Origin of the sequence: Nocardioides silvaticus, from assembly GCF_003160695.1 — a bacterium.
Classification (GTDB): domain Bacteria; phylum Actinomycetota; class Actinomycetes; order Propionibacteriales; family Nocardioidaceae; genus Nocardioides; species Nocardioides silvaticus.
In genome coordinates, this window is the sequence record NZ_QGDD01000001.1 from 998,703 (window position 1) to 1,017,420 (window position 18,718).

Genomic DNA, 18,718 nt, shown 5'->3' on the forward strand with positions numbered 1-18,718 from the left:
TGCCCGAGGTCACACCTCAGTTGGCGATGCCGAGGAGGCTACGCGTCTCTGCCGGGGTCATGGGGCGCTTCTGGGCGATCTCTCCCAGGGCCACCGCACGCTCGACGAGCTGCCGGTTGGACTCGACCGGCTCGCCCTTGCGGATGGTGAGCACGTCCTCCATGCCGACGCGGAGGTGCCCGCCCTTGCTGAGCGCGGCCAGCGCGACCGGCAGCGTCGTACGCCCGATGCCGGTGGCGGACCAGCTGGTGACCTGCTCCGGGAGAGCGGCCACCGCCGCGACGAGGGCGTCGGCCGTGCCGGGCATGCCCCCGGGCACGCCCATCACCAGGTCGCAGTGCACGCTGCCGCCGTAGGGCAGGCCGTAGCGATCGAGCAGCCGGTGCAGGGCCGCGACCTGGCCGAGGTCGAAGAGCTCGAACTCCGGCACCACCCGGCGCTCCTGGCTCAGCTGGTAGAGGTCGCACACGAACGGCCAGGGGTTGCTGAAGACGTCGTCACCGAAGTTGGTGGTGCCCATGGTCAGGCTGCAGGAGTCCGGCTGGGCGTCCAGCACCTTCAGCCGGTCCTCCAGCGGGTCGTGGACCGAGCCGCCGGTCGAGAGCTGCACCACCAGGTCGGTGCCCTCGCGCAGCGCCTGGACGGTGTCGGTGAGCCGGCCGAGGTCGAGCGTGGGCAGGTGGTCGTCGTCGCGGATGTGCACGTGGATCATCCCGGCGCCGGCGGCCTCGCACTCCTGCGCGGTGCGGACCAGCTCCTCCAGCGTGGTCGGCAGCTGCGGGAAGTCGGCCTTGGCGGTCTCCGCGCCCGTCGGGGCGACGGTGATCAGCAATGCTTGCGGGTCGACGGCGGTCCTGCTGTGTTCCATCCGGTCATCGTGTCAGAACGCCGGACGACTTGTCGCTTCGGCGAGATCCTGCGGATGCGTTGTCTACGCTGCGCTGCATGACGAGGCGGGTGGCGTGGGGCGCCGTGCTGGCACTGACGGCGGCGCTGGCCGCCGGTTGCGACTCCTCCGACGACCGCGACGGCGGCGAGTACGTCGCGCTCGGCGACTCCTACACGGCCGCCTCCCTCACCGGTCCCCCGCAGCGGCCCGCCAGCTGGTGCGGCCGGTCAGAGACCAACTACCCGAGCCTGGTGGCCGAGGAGCTCGACATGGAGCTGGTCGACGTCAGCTGCAACGGCGCCTCGACGCGGGACCTCGAGGGGTCCCAGGAGCGGGCCAACCAGACCGCGCCGCCCCAGCTGGACGCGGTCGACGACGACACCGACCTGGTGACGATCAGCCTCGGCGGCAACGACTTCGGCTTCCTCGGACGCATCCAGTACTGCGCGGCGAAGTACGGCGACCAGGGCGGCTCGCCGTGCACGGACCTGAACCGGGCTGCAGGTGCGCAGTCGGTCGAGGCGCTGCTGCCGCAGGTCGAGGACAACGTCGTCACCGCGATCCGCGACGTCCGCGACCAGGCGCCCGACGCCCAGATCATCGTCGTCGGCTACCCGCAGCCCTTCCCCGCCGAGGGCACCTGCGAGGAGGCCCCGCTGCCGGCGGGCGACTACCCGTGGGCGCGGTCGGTCATCGAGGGGCTCAACGACGCGCTGGCCGCCGCTGCCGAGGCGGAGGACGTCACCCACGTCGACGTCGCCACCGCATCCGAGGGCCACGACATCTGCAGCGACGACCCCTGGGTCGCCGGCGCTGTGGTCCCCGACAAGTCCACCTCCCCCTGGCACCCCTACGCCGAGGCGGCCGACAACATCGCCGACCTCGTCGTCGCCGCGGCCGAGGACGAGTAGCCGGGTGCGTGCGGTCGTGCAGCGGGTGCTGTCGGCATCCGTCAGCGTCGGCGGCGAGGTCGTCGGAGCGATCGACGAGCCGGGACTGCTGGTCTACCTCGGCATCACCCACGACGACGGCGACGCCGAGGTCGCGTGGATGGCGCGCAAGGTCCGCGACCTCCGCATCCTCCGTGACGAGCAGGCGGCCTCCGACGTCGGCGCACCGGTGCTCGTGGTCAGCCAGTTCACGCTGTACGGCGACGCGCGGAAGGGTCGGCGGCCGAGCTGGACCGCCGCGGCGCCGGGCGAGGTGAGCGAGCCGCTCTACGAGGCGGTCTGCGCCGAGCTCGAGCGGCTCGGCACCCGGGTCGAGCGGGGCGTCTTCGGAGCGATGATGGAGGTCTCGTCGGTGAACGACGGGCCGTTCACGGTGCTGCTCGAGCGGTGAGCCGGGCGCCGAGGAGGTACATCTCGCAGCCGAGGCAGAACGCGAAGACCGCGTTGAGCAGCGCCGCGACGAGGGCGAGGCCGACCGCGACCTGCGCGACCAGCACCGCGCCGGTGAGGTAGCCGACCAGCGCCACGACGGTGAACGCCAGCCCGACCCCCTGGGCGAACCGGGGCGGCGCCGGGTCCTCGAGCTCGGCGGGCGGGGAGAGCCGCGGCCGGACCAGGTGGCGGAAGACCAGGCCGGTCGGCGTGCTCTGCACGCCGAGACCGACGCCGATGGCGAAGAAGGCGGCCTGGAGCGCGATCAGCCCGGTGGCGACGCCCTCGGGCACCAGCAGCGCGGTCGCGAGCAGGACGGCGGTCACCGACGCCGTGAACCGCGGTCCTCGCGAGTCGATCTTCACGAGCCGGCTCCGGGGTGGGCGAGCGCGGCGAGCACCTGGTGCTTCTGCGGCGCCCCGGCCGCTCGGAGCACCTCGTTGCCGTCGGCGTCGAGCACGAGGGTGGTCGGCGTGCGTCGTACGTCGAGGGTGCGGACCAGGTCCAGGTGCTGCTCGGCGTCGAGCTCGAGGTGGTGGACGCCGTCCTCCTGGGCGGCGACGTCGCCGAGCACGACCCGGGTGGTGCGGCAGGGCGCGCAGAACGCCGAGGAGAACTGGACGAGCGTGGCGCGCTCGCCGCGCCGGGACTCCGGCGCGGCAGCGACGACGTGGTCCCATGTGGTCGGCCCGGCGTCGACGCGGGCGACGAACCGCCCGTCGACGTGGCGGCGGTAGAGGCCGAAGCCCACCGCGGCCACCGCGGCGAGGAGGAGCACGACGATGCCGGTCACGTCAGTCCCGAACGAGCACGACGACCCCCGGATTCCCGGGGGTCGTCGTGTTCAAGGTCATGCCGGTCGGAGTGCGTCGCTCAGACCGCGATGTCGACCTCGGCGATGCTGCCGGTCGCTGCCTCGACCTTCCGGTCGACCGGGTCGGCGCCCGGCACCAGCGTGCGCAGCGTCCACTCGCCGTCGCCGGCGAAGAACCGGAAGTGACCGGTGGCCGACACCGGCACCTCGGCGGTGAACTCGCCGGTGCGGTCGAGCAGCCGCACGTAGCCGGTGCTCACGGGCTCGCCGCTCTTGGTCACCTGGCCCTGGACGATCGCCTCGATCTTGGTGTTGACGCCGTCGAGCGACAGGCCACCCTCAGTTGCGCCGCACATCGGTTCAGGCCTCCCCGGGCTCGTCGCCCAGCGCGATCGGGACCCCGACGAGGGAGCCGTACTCGGTCCAGGAGCCGTCGTAGTTCTTGACGTTCTGGTGGCCGAGGATCTCCTTGAGGACGAACCAGGTGTGCGACGAGCGCTCACCGATCCGGCAGAGGGCGATCGTGTCCTTGCTGTCGTCGAGCCCGGCCTCGCCGTAGATCTCGCGCAGCTCCTCGTCGGACTTGAAGGTGCCGTCGTCGTTGGCCGCCTTGCTCCACGGCACGTTGATCGAGGTGGGCACGTGGCCCGCCCGCTGCGCCTGCTCCTGCGGGAGGTGGGCCGGGGCGAGCAGCCGGCCGGCGTACTCGTCGGGCGAGCGGACGTCGACCAGGTTCTGCACGCCGATCGCGGCGACGGTCTCGTCACGGAAGGCCCGGATGGAGGTGTCCTGCTCCTGGGCGGTGTAGGTCGTCGCCGCGCGCTCGGGCAGGTCGTTGACCAGCTCGCGGGAGTCGAGCTCCCACTTCTTGCGGCCGCCGTCGAGGAGCTTGACGTCCTGGTGGCCGTAGAGCTTGAAGTACCAGTAGGCGTAGGCCGCGAACCAGTTGTTGTTGCCGCCGTAGAGGACGACGGTGTCGTCGTTGGCGACGCCACGCTCGGAGAGCAGGGCCTCGAACTGGGCCTTGTTGACGAAGTCGCGGCGCACCTGGTCCTGGAGGTCGGTGGTCCAGTCGAGCTTGATGGCGCCCTTGATGTGGCCCTTGTCGTAGGCGGTGGTGTCTTCGTCGACCTCGATCAGCACCACCTTCGGGTTGTCGAGGTTCTCCTCCACCCAGGTGGCGGTGACGAGCGAGTTCTCGCGGCTCATGTGTTGTGTTCCTTCTTGGATTCGGTCTCGTGCAGAGGTAGCGGAAGAGGGCTGACGCAGCACGACGCGGGATGTCGTGGGACGCGCGACGGCCGGGACGGCCGGAGAGGGCGCCGGGTGTCAGCCGTGACGGAGGAGGACCGCCGGGATCAGACCCCGCTCAGCGCATGCGACACAGCGCCGAGCTGACGCGGCAGTTGTCCACTGCGCGCCGCTTGGTGAGCCAGGTCGTCGACATGGGAGCCAGATTACGTGCGGGGCGGTGGGCCGCCTACGGCGGGTCCCAGTTGATGAGACACCTGTCCATCGGTTGAGATGAAGTGGCGGCGTCGGTCAGCAGGAGCTGCGCACGGTGCGCGACGACGACCCCGGGAAGGCGCCCGGTGTCACGTCGAGCTCGACGGGGCCGGTCTGACCGGGCCCGGTGCTGAGCTCGAACTCGATCTCCTGGGTCTCCCCCTTGTCCAGGACGGTGACCACCTGGGCGACCGGCCGGCCGTCGAGGTCCTCGGTCGCGACCGGGTCGAAGGAGCGCGAGTCCAGCGAGAGCGCGTCGATCGAGCCTCCGGCCGGCCCCACGACGTACACGGCGAGCCGCTGCTGGCCCGGCTCGATCTCGTCGTAGAAGCGGCCGCCGGGGAAGATGCCCGACACCGTCGGCGGCACGTCGGTCCCGGGCGCCACCGCGTTGGTGAGCCGGATCGACCCGACGACCTCCTGGGCGTAGCCGGAGCACGAGCGGGCGACCGCGTCGGCGTCGTAGGTCAGGTAGTAGGTCATCTTCGACTCGAGCGCGTCGTTGACGTAGATCCCGACCTGGGCCTCGTCGACGTCGGCGGTCAGCTCGCCGGCGATCTCGGTGCCGGCGATGGTCTCCTGCTCGGGGTCGACGAAGCTGTGCATCCGGATCCGGCCCTCGGCGACGCCGCGCACCAGGTTCGTGATGACGGCGACCGGGTTGCCGCGTCCGGAGGAGAAGGCGTTGAAGACCGCCTTGGCGACGGCGTTCTGGTACTCCTCCTGCGCGGCCAGGTCCGGCGCCGTCAGGTAGATCTGATTCTCGACCTTGGCCACGACGTCGGCGGAGCTCACCGTGCCGTAGCCCGGCACCTGCACCGGGCCGGTGGCGGTCAGCAGGTACGACACCGCGACCGGGTCGACGAAGAACACCCCGTCGACCTCGCCACCGATCTCCTGCTCCCACCACGCCCCGGCGAACATCGCGGCGCGGCCCGCGTCCGGCGTCATGCTCGCGTTCATGAACCACTGGCCGAGCGCCGGCCCGAACACCCGCTGCTCCCCGTCGGTGAGCGGGATGACCGGCCGGTCGCGTCCGAGGTAGTGGGAGGTCCCCTCCTGCTCGCGGATCTCGACCTCGCCGTCGTCGGCGTGGATGCGGGAGATCGAGCCCGCCAACCCGCCGAGGCTGCGCAGCTCGGCGTTGTTCTGGAAGACGAGCAGGTGGTCGCGCGGCCCGTCCGCGCCGAGCAGGCTCGGCATCAGCTCGGCGGCGCGGTAGGCCGACCCGAGGGTCGCCCTGGCGTCGAGCACGATCGTCCGCAGCTCCTCGAAGCTGGTCGCGACCGGGCCGACGAGCGAGCCGTCGTCGACTCCCTCGAGCGCGGTCGCGGCCTCGTCGAACGCCTGCTCGCTCTCGCGCGCCGGCTCCCCGACCGAGGCGATCACCTCCAGCGGGAACTGGCGGTCGTCGGGGTTGAAGGAACGGGCGGCGACGAGCTCCGCGGCGTCGACCAGCTGCGGGATGCCGTCCTCACCGAGGTCGTCGAGCACCGCGGCCGCGGTCGAGATCGCCTCGGCGTCGTCGCCGTACAGCGGGAGCTGCTCGATCAGCCACCAGGTCGGGCCGTCGGTGTGGCCGCGCGCGCCCGCGGCCGCCTCCTGGTAGCGCTCGAGCGCCTCGGCGGCGTCGACCGGGTCGCCCTCCTGGAGCTCGTTGCGCAGCACGCGGGCGCTCCGCTCCACCTCGTCGAGGTCCTGAGCCGCCGACCAAGCCGTCCAGCCGGTCCACAGCACGAAGAGGGCGGCCACACCGGCCACGCCGAGCCAGACCATGCGTGCCGGTCGCCCCCGCAGCCACGGCCCGAGACCACGCCATCCGCGTGGGCGGCGCCTGCGTCGGACCACGGGAGACACGCGGCACAGCATGCCATCCGCCGGGAGTGCCGTGTCCCGGCCCGTGCTATCTCGTAGGATGCCTGAGCGGCGGGGAGGGGCCGGCGTGACCCAACAGGGGTCACCGCGTTCTCCACATGCGTACGCAGCGATTCGACCAAGATTGAGAGTGCCGTGGATTTCAAGCAGTTCTTGATGGTGCTGCGTCGTCGGTGGCGAACCATCATCGCGATGTTGCTCCTCGGCCTCGGCGTGGCCGCCGCGATCTCGTACTTCCTGATGACTCCGAAGTACGAGTCGACCTCGAAGGTGGTCGTCTCGGTCAACGCGTCGAGCGCCTCCGAGGCGTCCAGTGCGGCGTTCTTCCTCCAGAACCGCGTGGCGACGTACGCCGACCTCGCGAAGAGCACCGAGCTCTCCGAGCGGGTCATCGACGTGCTCGACCTCGACATGACGCCGAAGGAGCTCTCGGACAAGATCTCCACCGAGGTCGTCCAGGAGACGTCGGCGCTCACGATCACCGTGTCCGACGAGGACCCCCGCGAGGCGCAGACCATCGCCGACGTCGTCACCACCGAGTTCCAGGCGTTCGCCGAGGAGATCGAGACGATCGGGTCCGACGGCACCTCGCAGATCTCGCTCACGATCTCCGACTCGCCGGAGTACAACGGCAGCGCGGTCAGCCCGGACTGGATCCTCAACCTGCTCGCCGGCGGCCTGATCGGCCTGCTGCTCGGTGTCGCGCTGGCCGTCTCCCGCGAGCTGCTCGACCGGACGGTGCGGACGGCCGACCACATCTCGGAGGTCACCGAGGCCCCGGTGCTCGCGAGCATCGGCTTCGACAGCCAGATCCGCGCCGCGCCGCTGCTCACCGACCTGGGCGCGTTCGCCGCGCGCACCGAGGCATTCCGCCTGCTGCGCACGAACCTCCAGTTCATCGACCTCGACCAGCGGGCGCGGGTGCTCGTGGTCACCAGCGCCGTGCCCGGCGAGGGCAAGACGATGACCGGCACCAACCTGGCCGTCGCGCTGGCGCAGACCGGCCGCACCGTGCTGATCATCGACGCCGACCTCCGTCGGCCGCGCGTGGCCAGCACGCTCGGCGTCGACCCCGCGGTCGGCCTGACGACCGCGCTGGTCGGCAAGGCGCAGATCGAGGACGCCATCCAGGTGCACGAGCCCAGCGGCCTGCACGTGCTGGCGAGCGGCGCGAAGCCGCCGAACCCGACCGAGATCCTGCAGTCGCGGGTGACCCACGACCTGATCCGGCGCCTGCGCCAGTCCTACGACATGATCATCATCGACGCGCCGCCGCTGCTGCCCGTGGCCGACGCCTCGGTGCTGTCGACGCTGGCCGACGGTTCGATCCTCGTCGTACGCCACGGCCAGACCACCCGCGACCAGGTCACCGAGGCCGTCAACCGGCTGCACCAGGTCGGCGGCAAGCTCTACGGCGTCGTGGTCAACATGGTCGCCAAGCGCGCCATCGGCTCCTATTACTACTACTACTACGAGGAGACCTCGCCGGTCCGGGACGGCAAGTCCAAGAACGGCAAGGGCAAGGACAAGGGATCGGGGTCGGGGTCGGGAACGACCCGCGTCCGTGAGTCCCGGAGCCGTCGATCGGGCGGCACCCGCAAGGCCGTGCCCGCCTCCTCGTCGCGGTCCGCGGAAGAAGACGTCCAACAACCGCCGATGTCGTAGCAGAGCGCCGAGAGCCCTGACACACTCCTGCCCATGTCTTTGCTGAGCACCATCGAAGCCGACCTGCGCTCGAACGTCGACCCCACCCGTCGTACCGGAATCGGATTCTGGATCTGGGTCGTCGGGAAGGCGCTCGCCGCCCCCCAGGTCCAGGTCGTCGTCCTGTTCCGGATCGCCCACGCGCTCGCGAAGACGCCGCTCCGACCGCTGTCCTTCGTGATCCGCACGATCGGGCTGGTGTGGTCGGGCGCGGAGATCCACCCGGACGCGAAGCTCGCCCCCGGCCTGGCCCTCGCGCACTCCTCCGGCGTCATGATCGGCGCCGAGGTGCGCACCGGCGTCGACTTCCGGATCTACCCCGGCGCCGTCCTCGGTGAGCCCGGCCGCGGCAGCGCCGACTTCGCCAAGTTCCCGACGTTCGGCGACCACGTCACGATCGGCGCCCACGCCGTGGTGCTCGGCAACGTCCACGTCGGCAACGGCTCGGTCGTCGGCGCCAACTCCGTCGTCACCAAGGACGTCCCCGACAACGTGGTGGTCGCGGGCTCTCCCGCCCGGGTCATCCGCCACCTGCTGCCCTTCGAGCAGGACCACACCCGCTCGATCCCGGCTCCCGCGCCGGCCGAGAACGCCTAGGCCATCAACAGCTCGTCGACGGTCGCCTCGACCAGGTCGACGGGGATGTCGATGTCGTCGACGATGCCGGTCGGCTCCTTGCCCTCGGGGAGGGAGCCGCTGCCGACGAGGTAGCGGTAGTGCATGCCGCCGATGGCCTCGGCGATCGTCCACAGGCCGAGGTGGACGTAGGTGCCGGCGAACATCTCCAGCACCTTGAGCCCGGGGCGGCTCCAGGTGATGTTGGTCAGGCCGGCGCCGTGGGGCGCGACGACGATCTCGGCGTTGGCGAACCAGTCGATCTGCTCCTGCACCGACAGGGTGCCGGGGTCGATCATCACGAAACCGCGGCGCTCCAGGCGCGGCAGGAGCTCGGCCTCGTGGAGGTAGCGACGGCCGCCGGGGGCCTGGCCGCGGGAGAGGTAGAGCCGGGTCGGGGTGTCGGTGCGGCCGGTCGACGGCAGCCGCTCGCGCAGCCACTCCGTGGCCGACCGGGGTGCGACCAGGTCCTGGTTGGGCGTGCTCGGCACCAGCAGCCGGTCGGCGTGGATGGTGCGGTCGGCGCGGGGCTGGATGAAGGTCCCCGTGATCCCGGCGAGCTCGAGGATCTGGCGCTGGTAGCCGCTCTGGTGCGGTACGACGATCGCGTCGACCTTCTCGTCCGGCAGTGCCTCCTCGAAGATGCCGTAGCGCGCGACCGCGTCGTAGAGGAAGTGGTAGTAGTTCCCGACCGTGCCCCGGGTGGTGAGACTGAGGACGGTGCCGTCGACCCGCTCGACCTGCGGCAGCCGCGGGCCCAGGAACACCGGGTGCTCGCGCCAGCTCGCGAGGCCGAAGTAGCCGCTGGTCTGGTAGTCGAGGACGCCACCGGGGGTGACCGTCGCTCCGAAGTCACCCACCAGCCGGCCGTCGCGGACCTCGAGGACGTAGCGGGCGGGGACCTCCGCCCGTCGACCGCGCTCGAAGACCCAGTGGGCGGGCGGCTCACCCTGCGCTGGGCCGCGCTCGAGCACCTCCGCCGGGCCGGCGGGGTGGAGGGTGACGGCGTCGGGCTCGCGCTCCACCGTCGCGGTGGAGGCCACGGTCGCGGTGCGCGGCAGGCCGCGGTCGCCGAGGAGCCCGCCGAGCGGACGGAAGAGCATCCCCGCGAGCACAGACAGCAGCCGGTGCACCCGCTTGAGGAGCGGCCACGCCGGCTGCAGCGGAGCCGGGAGCCGGCTCACTGAAGGACCACGAGGGTCACTGACCCATCAGTCGGTGGACGAGCTTCTGGACGAGCGGGAAGTCGATCAGCCGCCGGACCAGCGCCCGCATCCACAGCGGCTTGATCAGCTTGCGCGCCAGCCGGGCGAGCTTGCCGTCGTGCCGCAGCAGGATGACCTCGAGCTTCTCCTCGATCTCCCGGTTGAGCTCCACCTTCGGCGGGTGGACCAGCGGGAACTCGATCTGCTCGGCCGGGTAGGGGATCTTCGCGGCCCGGGTGTGGGTCGCTCCCTCGCCGTACCCGTCGTGCTCGACGAGGTTGATGCACGGCATGATCGAGAGCCCCTTGCGGGACATGATCGTGACCCACCAGTGGTGGTCCCAGCCGTAGTGGTCGCCGTCGGTCTCGGTCGAGACGAACGAGAAGTGGCGCAGCGCGCCCTCGCTGACCAGCGCGTCGGGGTGCGGCGGGGCGGGCTTGGTGCGGACGGCGTCGGCGGTGCGGGGCGTCGCGTCGACGCGGTCCTCGGCACCGGCGTGGTCCCGGTTGAACTCGGCCCGGTGCGCGTGCCAGCGGTCGGCCCAGGTCGCCCAGCCCCAGACGCTGGCCCAGGTGGTGAAGCCGTAGCTGTACTCGCCGAACATCTCCTCCGGCACCGCATGGATGTCGCCGCCGATCTGCCAGACCTGCTTCTCCTCGGCGTAGCGGTCGAGCAGCTCCTCGGAGAACCGGAAGAACGTCGGGTCGGGGACGCAGTCGTCCTCGAGCACGATCGCCCGGTCCACCTGCGAGAACACCCAGTCCAGGCCGAGCTCGACGTTGGCCTCGAGCCCGAGGTTGCGGTCGGCGAACTTGCGCTCGACCTTGCACGGCCAGTCGATGGTGTCGATCAGCGCGCGCACCTCCTCGCACTGGCGGGCCTCCTCGGGGAGACCCGGGCGCGGACCGTCGGCGACGACGAACAGCTGCTCGGGCTGCACCTCGCGGAGCACGTCGAGATTGCGCTGGGTCACGCCGGGGCGCCGGAACACGATCAGGACGACCGGTGTCTGCAACGTCAGCTCCTCTGGGTCATCCGGGCGGCGGCGCGCGCGGCGCTCTTCGCCGGGCGGCTGTTGACTGCCGCCCGGGCAGCGCGGCGCAGTCTAGGCGACTTGATCAGCCGCCGGGCGATCCGGGCCGCAGGTCCGCCGACGCGGTTGAGATGGAGCTCCAGCTCGCGCTCGACGTCGACGTCCAGGGCGACCTCCGCCGGGTGGCGCAGCGGGAACTGCATCGGCTCGGCGGGGTCGTCCTCGCGGCCCGGTGAGTAGCCGTGGGTCGCGTCGGCGCCGAAGCCGCCGTTGACGACGAGGTTGCCCGCAGGGGCGATGCACAGCCCGCCCTCGGACATGATCGTGACCCACCAGTGCTTGTCCCAGCCGTGGGTGACCACGTCGTCGGAGGCCGCCGCCTCCGTGAAGTGGCGCTGGCCGGCGCGGGTGACGAGGGTGCCGGGCGCCGGTACGGCGGGCACGGTGCGGACCGGCGCGTCCCCGGCATCGGTGGGCGAGCGTCGTACGTGGTCGCGGGTGAAGACCGCCCGGTGCCGCTGCCAGCGGTCGGCCCAGGTCGCCCAGCCCCAGACGCTGGCCCAGGTGCTGAACGCATAGCTGTTGCCCTTGTAGAGCCGGGGCGGGACCCCGTGCCGGTTGCCGGCGATCTGCCAGACCCGGTCGTCGTCGCGGTAGCGCTCGAGGAGCTCCTCGGCGTAGGGGAAGAAGGTCGGGTCCGGGGTGCAGTCGTCCTCGAAGACCAGCGCCTCGGGCACCTGCGCGAACACCCAGTCCAGCCCCAGCTCGACGTTTCCCTCCACGCCGAGGTTCACCTCGGAGAACCGTCGCTCGACCTGGCACGGCCAGTCGATCTCGTCGAAGACGGCCCGCGTCTCGGCGCACAGTGCGGCGTCGTCCGGCCGGTCGGCACGCGGGCCGTCGGCGATGAGGAACACCCGCTCCGGGGCAGCCTCGCGGATCGCGGCGAGGGTGCGACGGGCGAGATGGGGGCGGTTGAACGCGATCAGCACGACAGGCGTCGAGAGCGCCACGGCCCAGCCTTTCAGTCAGCCTTCAGGTCAGGTCGTGGATCATGCCACCAGACCCGCCGTCCTGCTTTAGGGTTGCCCACTGTGTCCAAGTCTGAGAGCCCGTTCCTCGCGAAGCTGAAGCGCGCCAACCCGTCCCTGGTGTCTTCCTGGGCGAAGCGCCAGGCGAAGTCCGTCGCTGCGCGCGGCGGCTACCTGGTGACGAAGATGGACGACGAGGCGCGCCGCTACGCCCGGGTCTCCCACAACGACGCGGTCCCGCTGCCCCCGGGCGCGGAGCAGACGCTGCGCACGGACAACCCCAAGCTGGTCGCCCTGCAGGAGGCGTACGACGCCCTCGACATCTCCGCGACCGCGCACAGCCAGTGGCGCCAGAGCTTCCTCAAGCGCAACCTGTCGCTCGCGTGGTTCCGCGGCGACAACGCCTACGTCTGGCAGTTCCGGCAGCTGCGCAACGCTGCCGAGGCGCGGATGTACCTGACCCTGCTCGACGTCGAGTCCCGCGACCGGCTCGGCCTGCTCAAGCGGCTCGAGGAGGACGGCAAGTTCGGCGCCTGGACGTTCACCTACGGCAACCGCCCGCCGGTCAGCCGCGACCTGCTCGACAGCGTCAACGAGATCAGCTACCTCGACGCCCAGATGGGCCTGAGCAGCATCGAGAACCTCAAGGTGCTCGACATCGGCGCCGGCTACGGGCGGATGGCGCACCGGGTCTCGGCCGCGCTGCCCAACCTCGCGGCCTACGACTGCATCGACGGCGTCGCCACCTCCACCTTCCTCTGCGACTACTACCTCACCTACCGCGAGGCCCCGGACTCGGTGCGCGTGGTGCCGCTGCCGGAGTACGAGACGCTCGCCGACAAGTACGACCTCGCGGTCAACATCCACAGCTTCTCGGAGTGCTCGCTCGAGGCCATCGAGTGGTGGCTCGGCCAGATCTCCCAGCGCGACATCGAGTGGCTGCTGATCGTGCCGAACACCCCGCACCAGCTGCTCTCCACCGAGATCGACGGCTCGATGCAGGACTTCTCGCACCTGGTCCGCGCCGCGGGCTACGTGCAGGTCGACGAGCGGCCGGTCTTCGAGAACGACGAGCTGCGCGCCCTCATCGACCTGCACGACACGTTCCACCTGTTCCGCCGGGAAGCCTCTCAGTGACCGGTGCTGGGATCGTCGGCGACGACGACCGGTCCCCGCGGACGCTCTGGGCCGAGGAGAAGCTCCGACGGTTCTCGGCCGCGACGACGCACCAGATCCTGAAGCGGCGGGGGCGCAGCCTCGGCATGTGGGTCGGCTGCGGCTTCCCCAAGTCGGGCACCAACTGGCTCTGCGAGCTGATGGGCACCTCGCTCGGGCTGCCGGTGCCGGTCGACTACCAGCTGCCGATCATGTTCAAGGCGGTCGTGCACTCGCACTACGTCTACGACGAGCGGATGCCGCAGGCGATCTACATCCGCCGCGACGGGCGCGACGTGATGACGTCGTTCTACTTCTACTGGACCCGCGCGCTGCGGCTGAACAAGAACCCCCGCTTCTCCCAGGGGATCGCGCAGATCTTCGACGACCTCTACGGCCCGCGGTTCGATCCCGCCGACGTGCACGGCAACCTGCCGAAGTTCATCGAGTTCCAGATGACGGTCTCCCCGACGACCATCGGCACGCCGTGGCACGTCCACGTGCGCGACTGGTGGGACCGGCCGGGCGTCGGCCACGTGTCCTTCGAGCGACTCCACACCGACCCGGTCGACGAGATGGCGCAGGCGCTCGCGGCCGCCGGCGCCGAGGTCGATCGCGAGCTGGTCGAGCTGGCGGTCCAGCGCCACGACTTCTCGCGGTCCGCGGGCCGCAAGGCCGGGCAGGAGGACCGCGGCAGCTTCCGCCGCAAGGGCGCGGCCGGCGACTGGCGCAACCACTTCACCAAGGAGGCCGGCGAGGTCTTCGACTCGTACGCCGGCGCCGCGCTGGTCGACTTCGGCTACGAGACCGACCGCGACTGGTTCCGCACGCTGTCGTCGAGCTAGCCCAACCGCGCGAGCCGCTCCTTCAGCACCGCCGGGTCGACGGTCGCGAGGTCGAGCTCGAACAGGTCGACGTTGGCCCGGAGCTTCTCGTCGCTCCAGTTCCACCAGTCGACCGGCTTGATCAGCTCGACGATCTCCTCCGGGTAGCGGTAGCGGATGACCCTTGCGGGGTTGCCGACCGCGACGGCGTAGGCGGGGATCGACTTGGTCACGACCGCGCCGGCGCCGACGATCGCGCCGTCGCCGATCTCGACGCCTTCGAGGATCGTGATGTTGTCACCGATCCAGCAGGCGGCGCCGATCTTCACCGGGCGCTCCATCGGCTTGAGCATCGTCCGGCCGCCGATGACCTTGCGCTGCGCCATCTCCTGGATGTTGAGGTACTCGGTGTAGTGGTTCGCGGACCGGATGATCAGCCGACCGAGGATCGAGTACGGGCCGACCTCGCACGGGTCGACGTAGGCCGGACCGGTGATCCGCACCCGCTTGCCGAGCACCGCCGTCCGGGCGACGAAGGTGCCGGGGTAGACGTCGACCTCGTCCCGGGCCCACTGCCAGCGCTGGCGGATCCGGATCGGCCACCGGGAGATGGTCCGGAGCAGCGGCGTGAGGAGTCGCAGGAGCACGGCGGTCAGGATACGGGTCGGTCAGCCGGGTCCGAGGCAGGAGCCGCGGGCTCGGGGTCGGCGAATCCCTCGCCGCTGCGCAGGTGCGCGACGAGCGCCCACCACCAGCCGGCGACGGTGAGGGTCAGGCCGACGAGCGAGCCCCAGTAGGCGCCTTCGGCATCCCCGAGGTAGGCGCCGATGACGAAGCCGACGATCGAGAGCACGGTGCCGACGATGTCGATCTTCATCACCTGGCTGATCTGCCGGCGGCCCATCAGCGCCGCCCGGACCCCGCTCTGCGCTGCCATCGCGACCACGCGCAGCCCGATGATGAGGAGCAGCGGGGTGACCAGGTGCCAGACGTCGCCGAGCACCAGCTCGCCGAGCGCGTCGGGGATCAGGAACAGCACGCCGAAGTTGAGCCCGGCCACCACCAGCGAGACCAGCATCGCGCGCCGCTGGTGGGCGAGCAGGCCGGCGTTGTCCGACCGTTCGCGGGCGATGTCGGCGCCGGCCGAGGTGGCCACGGCCATCTGGATCGTGGTGCTGGGCCGCTCGAGCAGGAGCGCCGCACGGACTGCCGCGACCGCGAGCGGCCCGCTGACGACCGCGACGAGACCGGCGCCGATGAGGGCGACCGTGGCGCTCGAGCTGGCCGCCACCAGGGAGCGCCAGGAGAAGTTCCACCGCTCCTTGAGCCAGGTCAGGGAGATGTCGTGGCCGCGGGGCACGCCCTGCTGGACGAACACCCAGGCACCGGCCAGCGCGCCGGTGCCGCCCCAGGCGAGCACCATCCAGAGCAGCGTCATCTCGTGGACCAGCGGGATGAGGACGAGCGCGACCACCGTCAGCAGCAGCCACATCACGTCGATCACGATCGCGCGGGACGGCTTGGCCTGGGCGAAGGAGAGGAACCGCCCGACCTCCTGCACGGCGAGCAGGGGCATCAGCGCGCCGACGACGAGCAGCGAGGCGCCGAGCCCGCTGTCGCCCAGCAGCAACAGCCCGCCGGCGGCCAGGCAGAGGGCGCCGGCGCCGAGCGCGAGGAGCAGCGCGCTGCCCAGGACGGCCCGTGGACGGGTGTCGGCGTCCTCGGGGTGGACCATCACCGTCCACGAGACCAGGGACCGGACCAGGCTGCCCTGGACGAAGACGAAGACGAGGAGGACGAGGGCGAACCGGCCGAAGTCGACCGGCTCCAGGACGTGCGCGGACCAGATGAAGACGACCAGGCTGGAGACGCTGAAGATGATGTTGTCGATCGTGACGGCGCTCATCCGGCGCCGGGCACCGGCAGCACCGCCGCCGACCTCTTCGGCCGTCATCTGTCCGGTTTCCGCCATGCCCGGAATCCTCGCAGACAGGTCGGCTATCGTCCGTGGGTCATCCCAGAAACCCGCATGCCCTTCGTGGAGGTCAGCCCCGTGCCGTCCGCTCTTGCCTACCGCTCGCTCCGACGGGTGGCGTCCGCCCCGGTCGCCCGCCAGGTGGTGCAGCGCCTCCGCGCCCAGCACGACGAGCTGCTCCTCCGCATCGGCCGGCTCGAGACCCACCTGCTCTCCTCGGTCACCAAGCCCGAGAAGCTCGAGGACATCGAGTTCCGGGTGTTTTCCCAGTTCGGCGAGGACGGGATCCTGCAGTACCTGATCCGCTCGATCGGACCGCACGCGGACACGTTCGTGGAGATCGGCACCGGCGACTACCGGGAGTCCAACACCCGGTTCCTGGTGCAGAACAACAACTGGCGGGGCCTGGTGATCGACGGCGGCGAGTCGCACGTGGAGTTCGTGCTCCGCACCGGGATGGCCTGGCGGCACGACGTCGAGCCCGTGAGCGCGTTCGTCACCCGCGAGAACATCAACGACCTGATCCGCGACAACGGCTTCAGCGGTGAGATCGGCGTGCTGTCCATCGACGTCGACGGCACCGACTACTGGCTGTGGGAGGCCGTCGACGTGGTCAACCCGGCCATCGTCGTCATGGAGTACAACGCCCTCTTCGGGCCCGACGCCGCGATCACCGTGCCCTACGACCCGGCGTTCGTGAACAGCGAGGCGCACTACTCCCAGCTCTACTTCGGGGCATCGGTCGGTGCCTTCGTCCACCTCGCCAACCAGCGCGGCTACCGCTTCGTCGGCTGCTCGAGCAACGGCGCCAACGCGTTCTTCGTGCGCGACGACATCGGCGGCGACCTGCCGAGCCTGACCTCGGCCGAGGGCTACCGCGCCAGCCGGTTCCTGACGTCCCGCAACCCCGACGGCACCATGTCGCGGATGCGCAGCGTGCCCGACCGGATCAAGCTGATCGGCAACCTCCCCGTGGTCGACGTGACGACGGGTGGCACCACGACCGTCGCCGAGGCCTGTGCGTCGTGGGCGGCGCAGTGAGCAACGCCGACCCGCACCGCGTCCCGTTCCACCGGACGCGGCACATCATCCGGGTGACGATCGCCCGCACCGCGTTTCTGGTGATGTCGACCCGCCTGCTCCGGGCCGCGTTCACCGGCAGGCTGAAGGAGATCTGGGTCGGCGACTCGCACGCCGCCCTGACCCCCGCCCGCGAGCTCGGCGCTCCGCTGCGCCACATCGAGGACGGCCGCTGGGTCTGCCACCTCGGCCCGCGGCTGCAGTTCTCGATCGCCCGCCAGGGCCTGCCGCCGGCCGTCCTGCGCATCTTCCGGCTGGTCGGCCGCGCCAAGAACGCCAAGAACGTGCTGTGGATCTACAGCTTCGGCGAGATCGACGTGCGCTGCCACCTGGTGCCCCGGATGGAGCAGCCGGGCACCTACGACTTCGTGCCGCAGTACCTGGAGCGAATCCGCGAGGCCGCCCGGGCCACCGGCAGCGAGCGGGTGCTCGTCTACGTTCCGCCGCCGGAGAGCGACGTCGCCGAGGAGCAGACCGGCTTCCCGGTCGTCGGCACCCTCGAGGAGCGCACCCGCGCCCTCCACCTGATGCGCGACGCGATGCACAAGGCCGCGGCCGCGATGTCCGACGACGGGCCGCGGATCGTGCTGGTCGACTGCATTGACGAGTTCTCCGACGAGAACGGCATCTGGCAGTGGCGCTACACCTACGACGGCCTGCACACCAACGACGAGGGGCGCGCGGTGGTCCGGGCCAAGATCAACGAGGTGCTTGCTGCGGAGGCCGGCCGATGAGCTGCCCCGCCTGCGGCTCGTCCGCGGTGCACGTGGGGCCCGCCTCCCGTCGTACCGAGATCGTCGTGGCCCGCTGCTCGTCGTGCCGCGCCCAGTTCATCGTCGAGGAGACCAAGGCGCCGACCGAGGTCGTCACCACCGACGAGGTGTCGGTGGAGTACGTCGCCGACTGGGTCGAGAAGAAGCGCGAGGGCGTCGGCCCCGCGGTCTGGCGGGAGAAGCTGGACTGGCTCGCCAAGGAGGTCGCCCACCTCGACAAGCCGAAGCTGTACGACGTCGGGGCCGGTGCCGGTGAGTTCCTCTCCGTCGCCCGCGACGAGTACGGCTTCGTGGTCGCCGGCAACGACATCCTCGAGGGCGCGATCGCCGTCGCCCGCGAGCTGAGCGGCATCGACCTCGACCTCGGCGACCTCTCCGAGCAGGAGCACGAGGACGAGTTCGACGTCGTCACGATGTGGTGCGTGCTGGCGCACGTCCGCGACGGCGAGCGGATGATGCGCGAGGTCCACCAGATGCTCGCTCCGGGCGGGGTCCTCTTCCTGCAGACGCCGCACAACACGGTCGCCGACCGGGCCTCCTACGCGGCCAAGGTGGCGACGGGCGGCCGGGTCGCCCGGGTCTCCGACCGGCGGCTGGCCGGGCACCACCGGATCCTGCACACCCAGGACAGCATCCGGATCCTGCTGGAGCGGGTCGGGTTCACCGACATCGTCGTCGAGCCGCAGATCCGCTACCCGATGTCGTCGGTGGCCTACCTCCACTCGCTGCGCGCGCCGTCGTGGTCGCTGAAGCCGGTGTCGTGGGCGATGGACAAGGCGATCGCCAGCGGCGGGGTCCCGCGGATCACGTTGGACGTCCAGGCCCGCAAGCCCCGCCGGCCCACCGACGGATAGGCT

21 protein-coding genes are annotated in these 18,718 nt (G+C 71.0%); 9 read left to right on the forward strand and 12 right to left on the reverse strand.

The features are described from left to right. Positions 1-16: 16 nt before the first annotated feature. The gene (locus DJ010_RS04670; RefSeq protein ID WP_109692404.1) at positions 17-868 is read right to left on the reverse strand and encodes a beta-keto acid cleavage family enzyme; all 852 of its coding nucleotides are present in this window, start codon (positions 866-868) and stop codon (positions 17-19) included. 77 nt (positions 869-945) lie between these two features. Between DJ010_RS04670 and DJ010_RS04675 the strand changes: the two genes are divergently transcribed. Together DJ010_RS04675 and dtd are read left to right on the forward strand one after the other, a co-directional pair. Beyond that, positions 946-1,800 carry an SGNH/GDSL hydrolase family protein gene (locus DJ010_RS04675; RefSeq protein ID WP_158282930.1) on the forward strand — a complete coding sequence of 285 codons (855 nt, stop codon included), beginning with the start codon at positions 946-948 and terminating at the stop codon, positions 1,798-1,800. A 4-nt stretch (positions 1,801-1,804) separates the two neighbouring features. Beyond that, positions 1,805-2,230 carry a D-aminoacyl-tRNA deacylase gene (gene dtd, locus DJ010_RS04680; RefSeq protein ID WP_109692406.1) on the forward strand — a complete coding sequence of 142 codons (426 nt, stop codon included), beginning with the start codon at positions 1,805-1,807 and terminating at the stop codon, positions 2,228-2,230. On the opposite strand, the gene DJ010_RS04685 is transcribed toward dtd, so the two are convergent. From DJ010_RS04685 to DJ010_RS04705, 6 genes are all read right to left on the reverse strand, one after another. Further along, positions 2,208-2,636: a DUF4395 domain-containing protein gene (locus DJ010_RS04685; protein WP_109692407.1), complete on the reverse strand. Its 429-nt coding sequence runs from the start codon at positions 2,634-2,636 to the stop codon at positions 2,208-2,210. The two genes, dtd and DJ010_RS04685, sit on opposite strands and share 23 nt — an antisense overlap. Then, a complete protein-coding gene (locus tag DJ010_RS04690; protein WP_109692408.1) occupies positions 2,633-3,064 on the reverse strand; it encodes a thioredoxin family protein in 432 nt (143 codons plus the stop codon). Before DJ010_RS04690 ends, DJ010_RS04685 begins: the two co-directional genes overlap by 4 nt. 80 nt (positions 3,065-3,144) lie before the next feature. After that, a complete protein-coding gene (locus DJ010_RS04695) occupies positions 3,145-3,441 on the reverse strand; it encodes a DUF1416 domain-containing protein (protein ID WP_109692409.1) in 297 nt (98 codons plus the stop codon). Between the two features lie 4 nt (positions 3,442-3,445). Further along, the gene (locus tag DJ010_RS04700) at positions 3,446-4,294 is read right to left on the reverse strand and encodes a sulfurtransferase (RefSeq protein WP_109692410.1); all 849 of its coding nucleotides are present in this window, start codon (positions 4,292-4,294) and stop codon (positions 3,446-3,448) included. A 160-nt stretch (positions 4,295-4,454) separates the two neighbouring features. Continuing rightward, a complete protein-coding gene (locus DJ010_RS23015; RefSeq protein WP_368732092.1) occupies positions 4,455-4,532 on the reverse strand; it encodes a putative leader peptide in 78 nt (25 codons plus the stop codon). 95 nt (positions 4,533-4,627) lie between these two features. Beyond that, on the reverse strand, positions 4,628-6,367 hold the full coding sequence (locus DJ010_RS04705) for a DUF4012 domain-containing protein (RefSeq protein ID WP_146207259.1): 1,740 nt from the start codon (positions 6,365-6,367) through the stop codon (positions 4,628-4,630). A gap of 234 nt (positions 6,368-6,601) precedes the next feature. Between DJ010_RS04705 and DJ010_RS04710 the strand changes: the two genes are divergently transcribed. Continuing rightward, positions 6,602-8,131, forward strand: a complete 1,530-nt coding sequence (locus DJ010_RS04710) for a tyrosine-protein kinase domain-containing protein (protein WP_109692412.1) — start codon at positions 6,602-6,604, stop codon at positions 8,129-8,131. A 33-nt stretch (positions 8,132-8,164) separates the two neighbouring features. After that, positions 8,165-8,767 (forward strand): serine O-acetyltransferase, encoded by a 603-nt coding sequence (locus tag DJ010_RS04715; protein WP_109692413.1) that lies wholly within the window; start codon positions 8,165-8,167, stop codon positions 8,765-8,767. Here DJ010_RS04715 and DJ010_RS04720 read toward each other — a convergent pair. Genes DJ010_RS04720 through DJ010_RS04730 form a run of 3 tightly spaced genes read right to left on the reverse strand, consistent with a single transcriptional unit; the run spans position 8,764 to position 12,036 of the window. After that, complete coding sequence (locus tag DJ010_RS04720) at positions 8,764-9,969, reverse strand: glycosyltransferase family 61 protein (RefSeq protein WP_109692414.1); 1,206 nt, start codon at positions 9,967-9,969, stop codon at positions 8,764-8,766. The two genes, DJ010_RS04715 and DJ010_RS04720, sit on opposite strands and share 4 nt — an antisense overlap. A gap of 16 nt (positions 9,970-9,985) precedes the next feature. Beyond that, positions 9,986-11,005 carry a hypothetical protein gene (locus tag DJ010_RS04725; protein WP_109692415.1) on the reverse strand — a complete coding sequence of 340 codons (1,020 nt, stop codon included), beginning with the start codon at positions 11,003-11,005 and terminating at the stop codon, positions 9,986-9,988. Positions 11,006-11,007: 2 nt separating this feature from the next. Next, entirely contained in the window at positions 11,008-12,036 is a 1,029-nt protein-coding gene (locus DJ010_RS04730) for a glycosyltransferase family protein (protein ID WP_146207260.1), read from the reverse strand. An 81-nt stretch (positions 12,037-12,117) separates the two neighbouring features. Here DJ010_RS04730 and DJ010_RS04735 point away from each other — a divergent pair, with 81 nt between their 5' ends. Next, entirely contained in the window at positions 12,118-13,191 is a 1,074-nt protein-coding gene (locus tag DJ010_RS04735) for a putative sugar O-methyltransferase (protein ID WP_158282931.1), read from the forward strand. Continuing rightward, positions 13,188-14,054 (forward strand): sulfotransferase domain-containing protein, encoded by an 867-nt coding sequence (locus DJ010_RS04740; RefSeq protein WP_109692418.1) that lies wholly within the window; start codon positions 13,188-13,190, stop codon positions 14,052-14,054. Before DJ010_RS04735 ends, DJ010_RS04740 begins: the two co-directional genes overlap by 4 nt. Here the strand turns inward: DJ010_RS04740 and DJ010_RS22625 are convergent. Continuing rightward, on the reverse strand, positions 14,051-14,680 hold the full coding sequence (locus DJ010_RS22625) for a DapH/DapD/GlmU-related protein (protein ID WP_109692419.1): 630 nt from the start codon (positions 14,678-14,680) through the stop codon (positions 14,051-14,053). The two genes, DJ010_RS04740 and DJ010_RS22625, sit on opposite strands and share 4 nt — an antisense overlap. A 5-nt stretch (positions 14,681-14,685) precedes the next feature. Further along, on the reverse strand, positions 14,686-16,005 hold the full coding sequence (locus DJ010_RS04750; RefSeq protein WP_146207261.1) for an MATE family efflux transporter: 1,320 nt from the start codon (positions 16,003-16,005) through the stop codon (positions 14,686-14,688). Positions 16,006-16,062: 57 nt separating this feature from the next. On the opposite strand from DJ010_RS04750, the gene DJ010_RS04755 reads away from it, so the two are divergent. Genes DJ010_RS04755 through DJ010_RS04765 form a run of 3 tightly spaced genes read left to right on the forward strand, consistent with a single transcriptional unit; the run spans position 16,063 to position 18,715 of the window. Further along, the gene (locus DJ010_RS04755) at positions 16,063-17,049 is read left to right on the forward strand and encodes a hypothetical protein (RefSeq protein ID WP_109692421.1); all 987 of its coding nucleotides are present in this window, start codon (positions 16,063-16,065) and stop codon (positions 17,047-17,049) included. Beyond that, positions 17,034-17,822 carry an SGNH/GDSL hydrolase family protein gene (locus tag DJ010_RS04760; RefSeq protein WP_109692422.1) on the forward strand — a complete coding sequence of 263 codons (789 nt, stop codon included), beginning with the start codon at positions 17,034-17,036 and terminating at the stop codon, positions 17,820-17,822. The genes DJ010_RS04755 and DJ010_RS04760 overlap by 16 nt, the downstream gene beginning before the upstream one ends. Beyond that, positions 17,819-18,715, forward strand: coding sequence for a methyltransferase domain-containing protein (locus DJ010_RS04765; protein ID WP_109692423.1), 897 nt, complete (start codon positions 17,819-17,821; stop codon positions 18,713-18,715). The genes DJ010_RS04760 and DJ010_RS04765 overlap by 4 nt, the downstream gene beginning before the upstream one ends. Positions 18,716-18,718 lie beyond the last annotated feature (3 nt).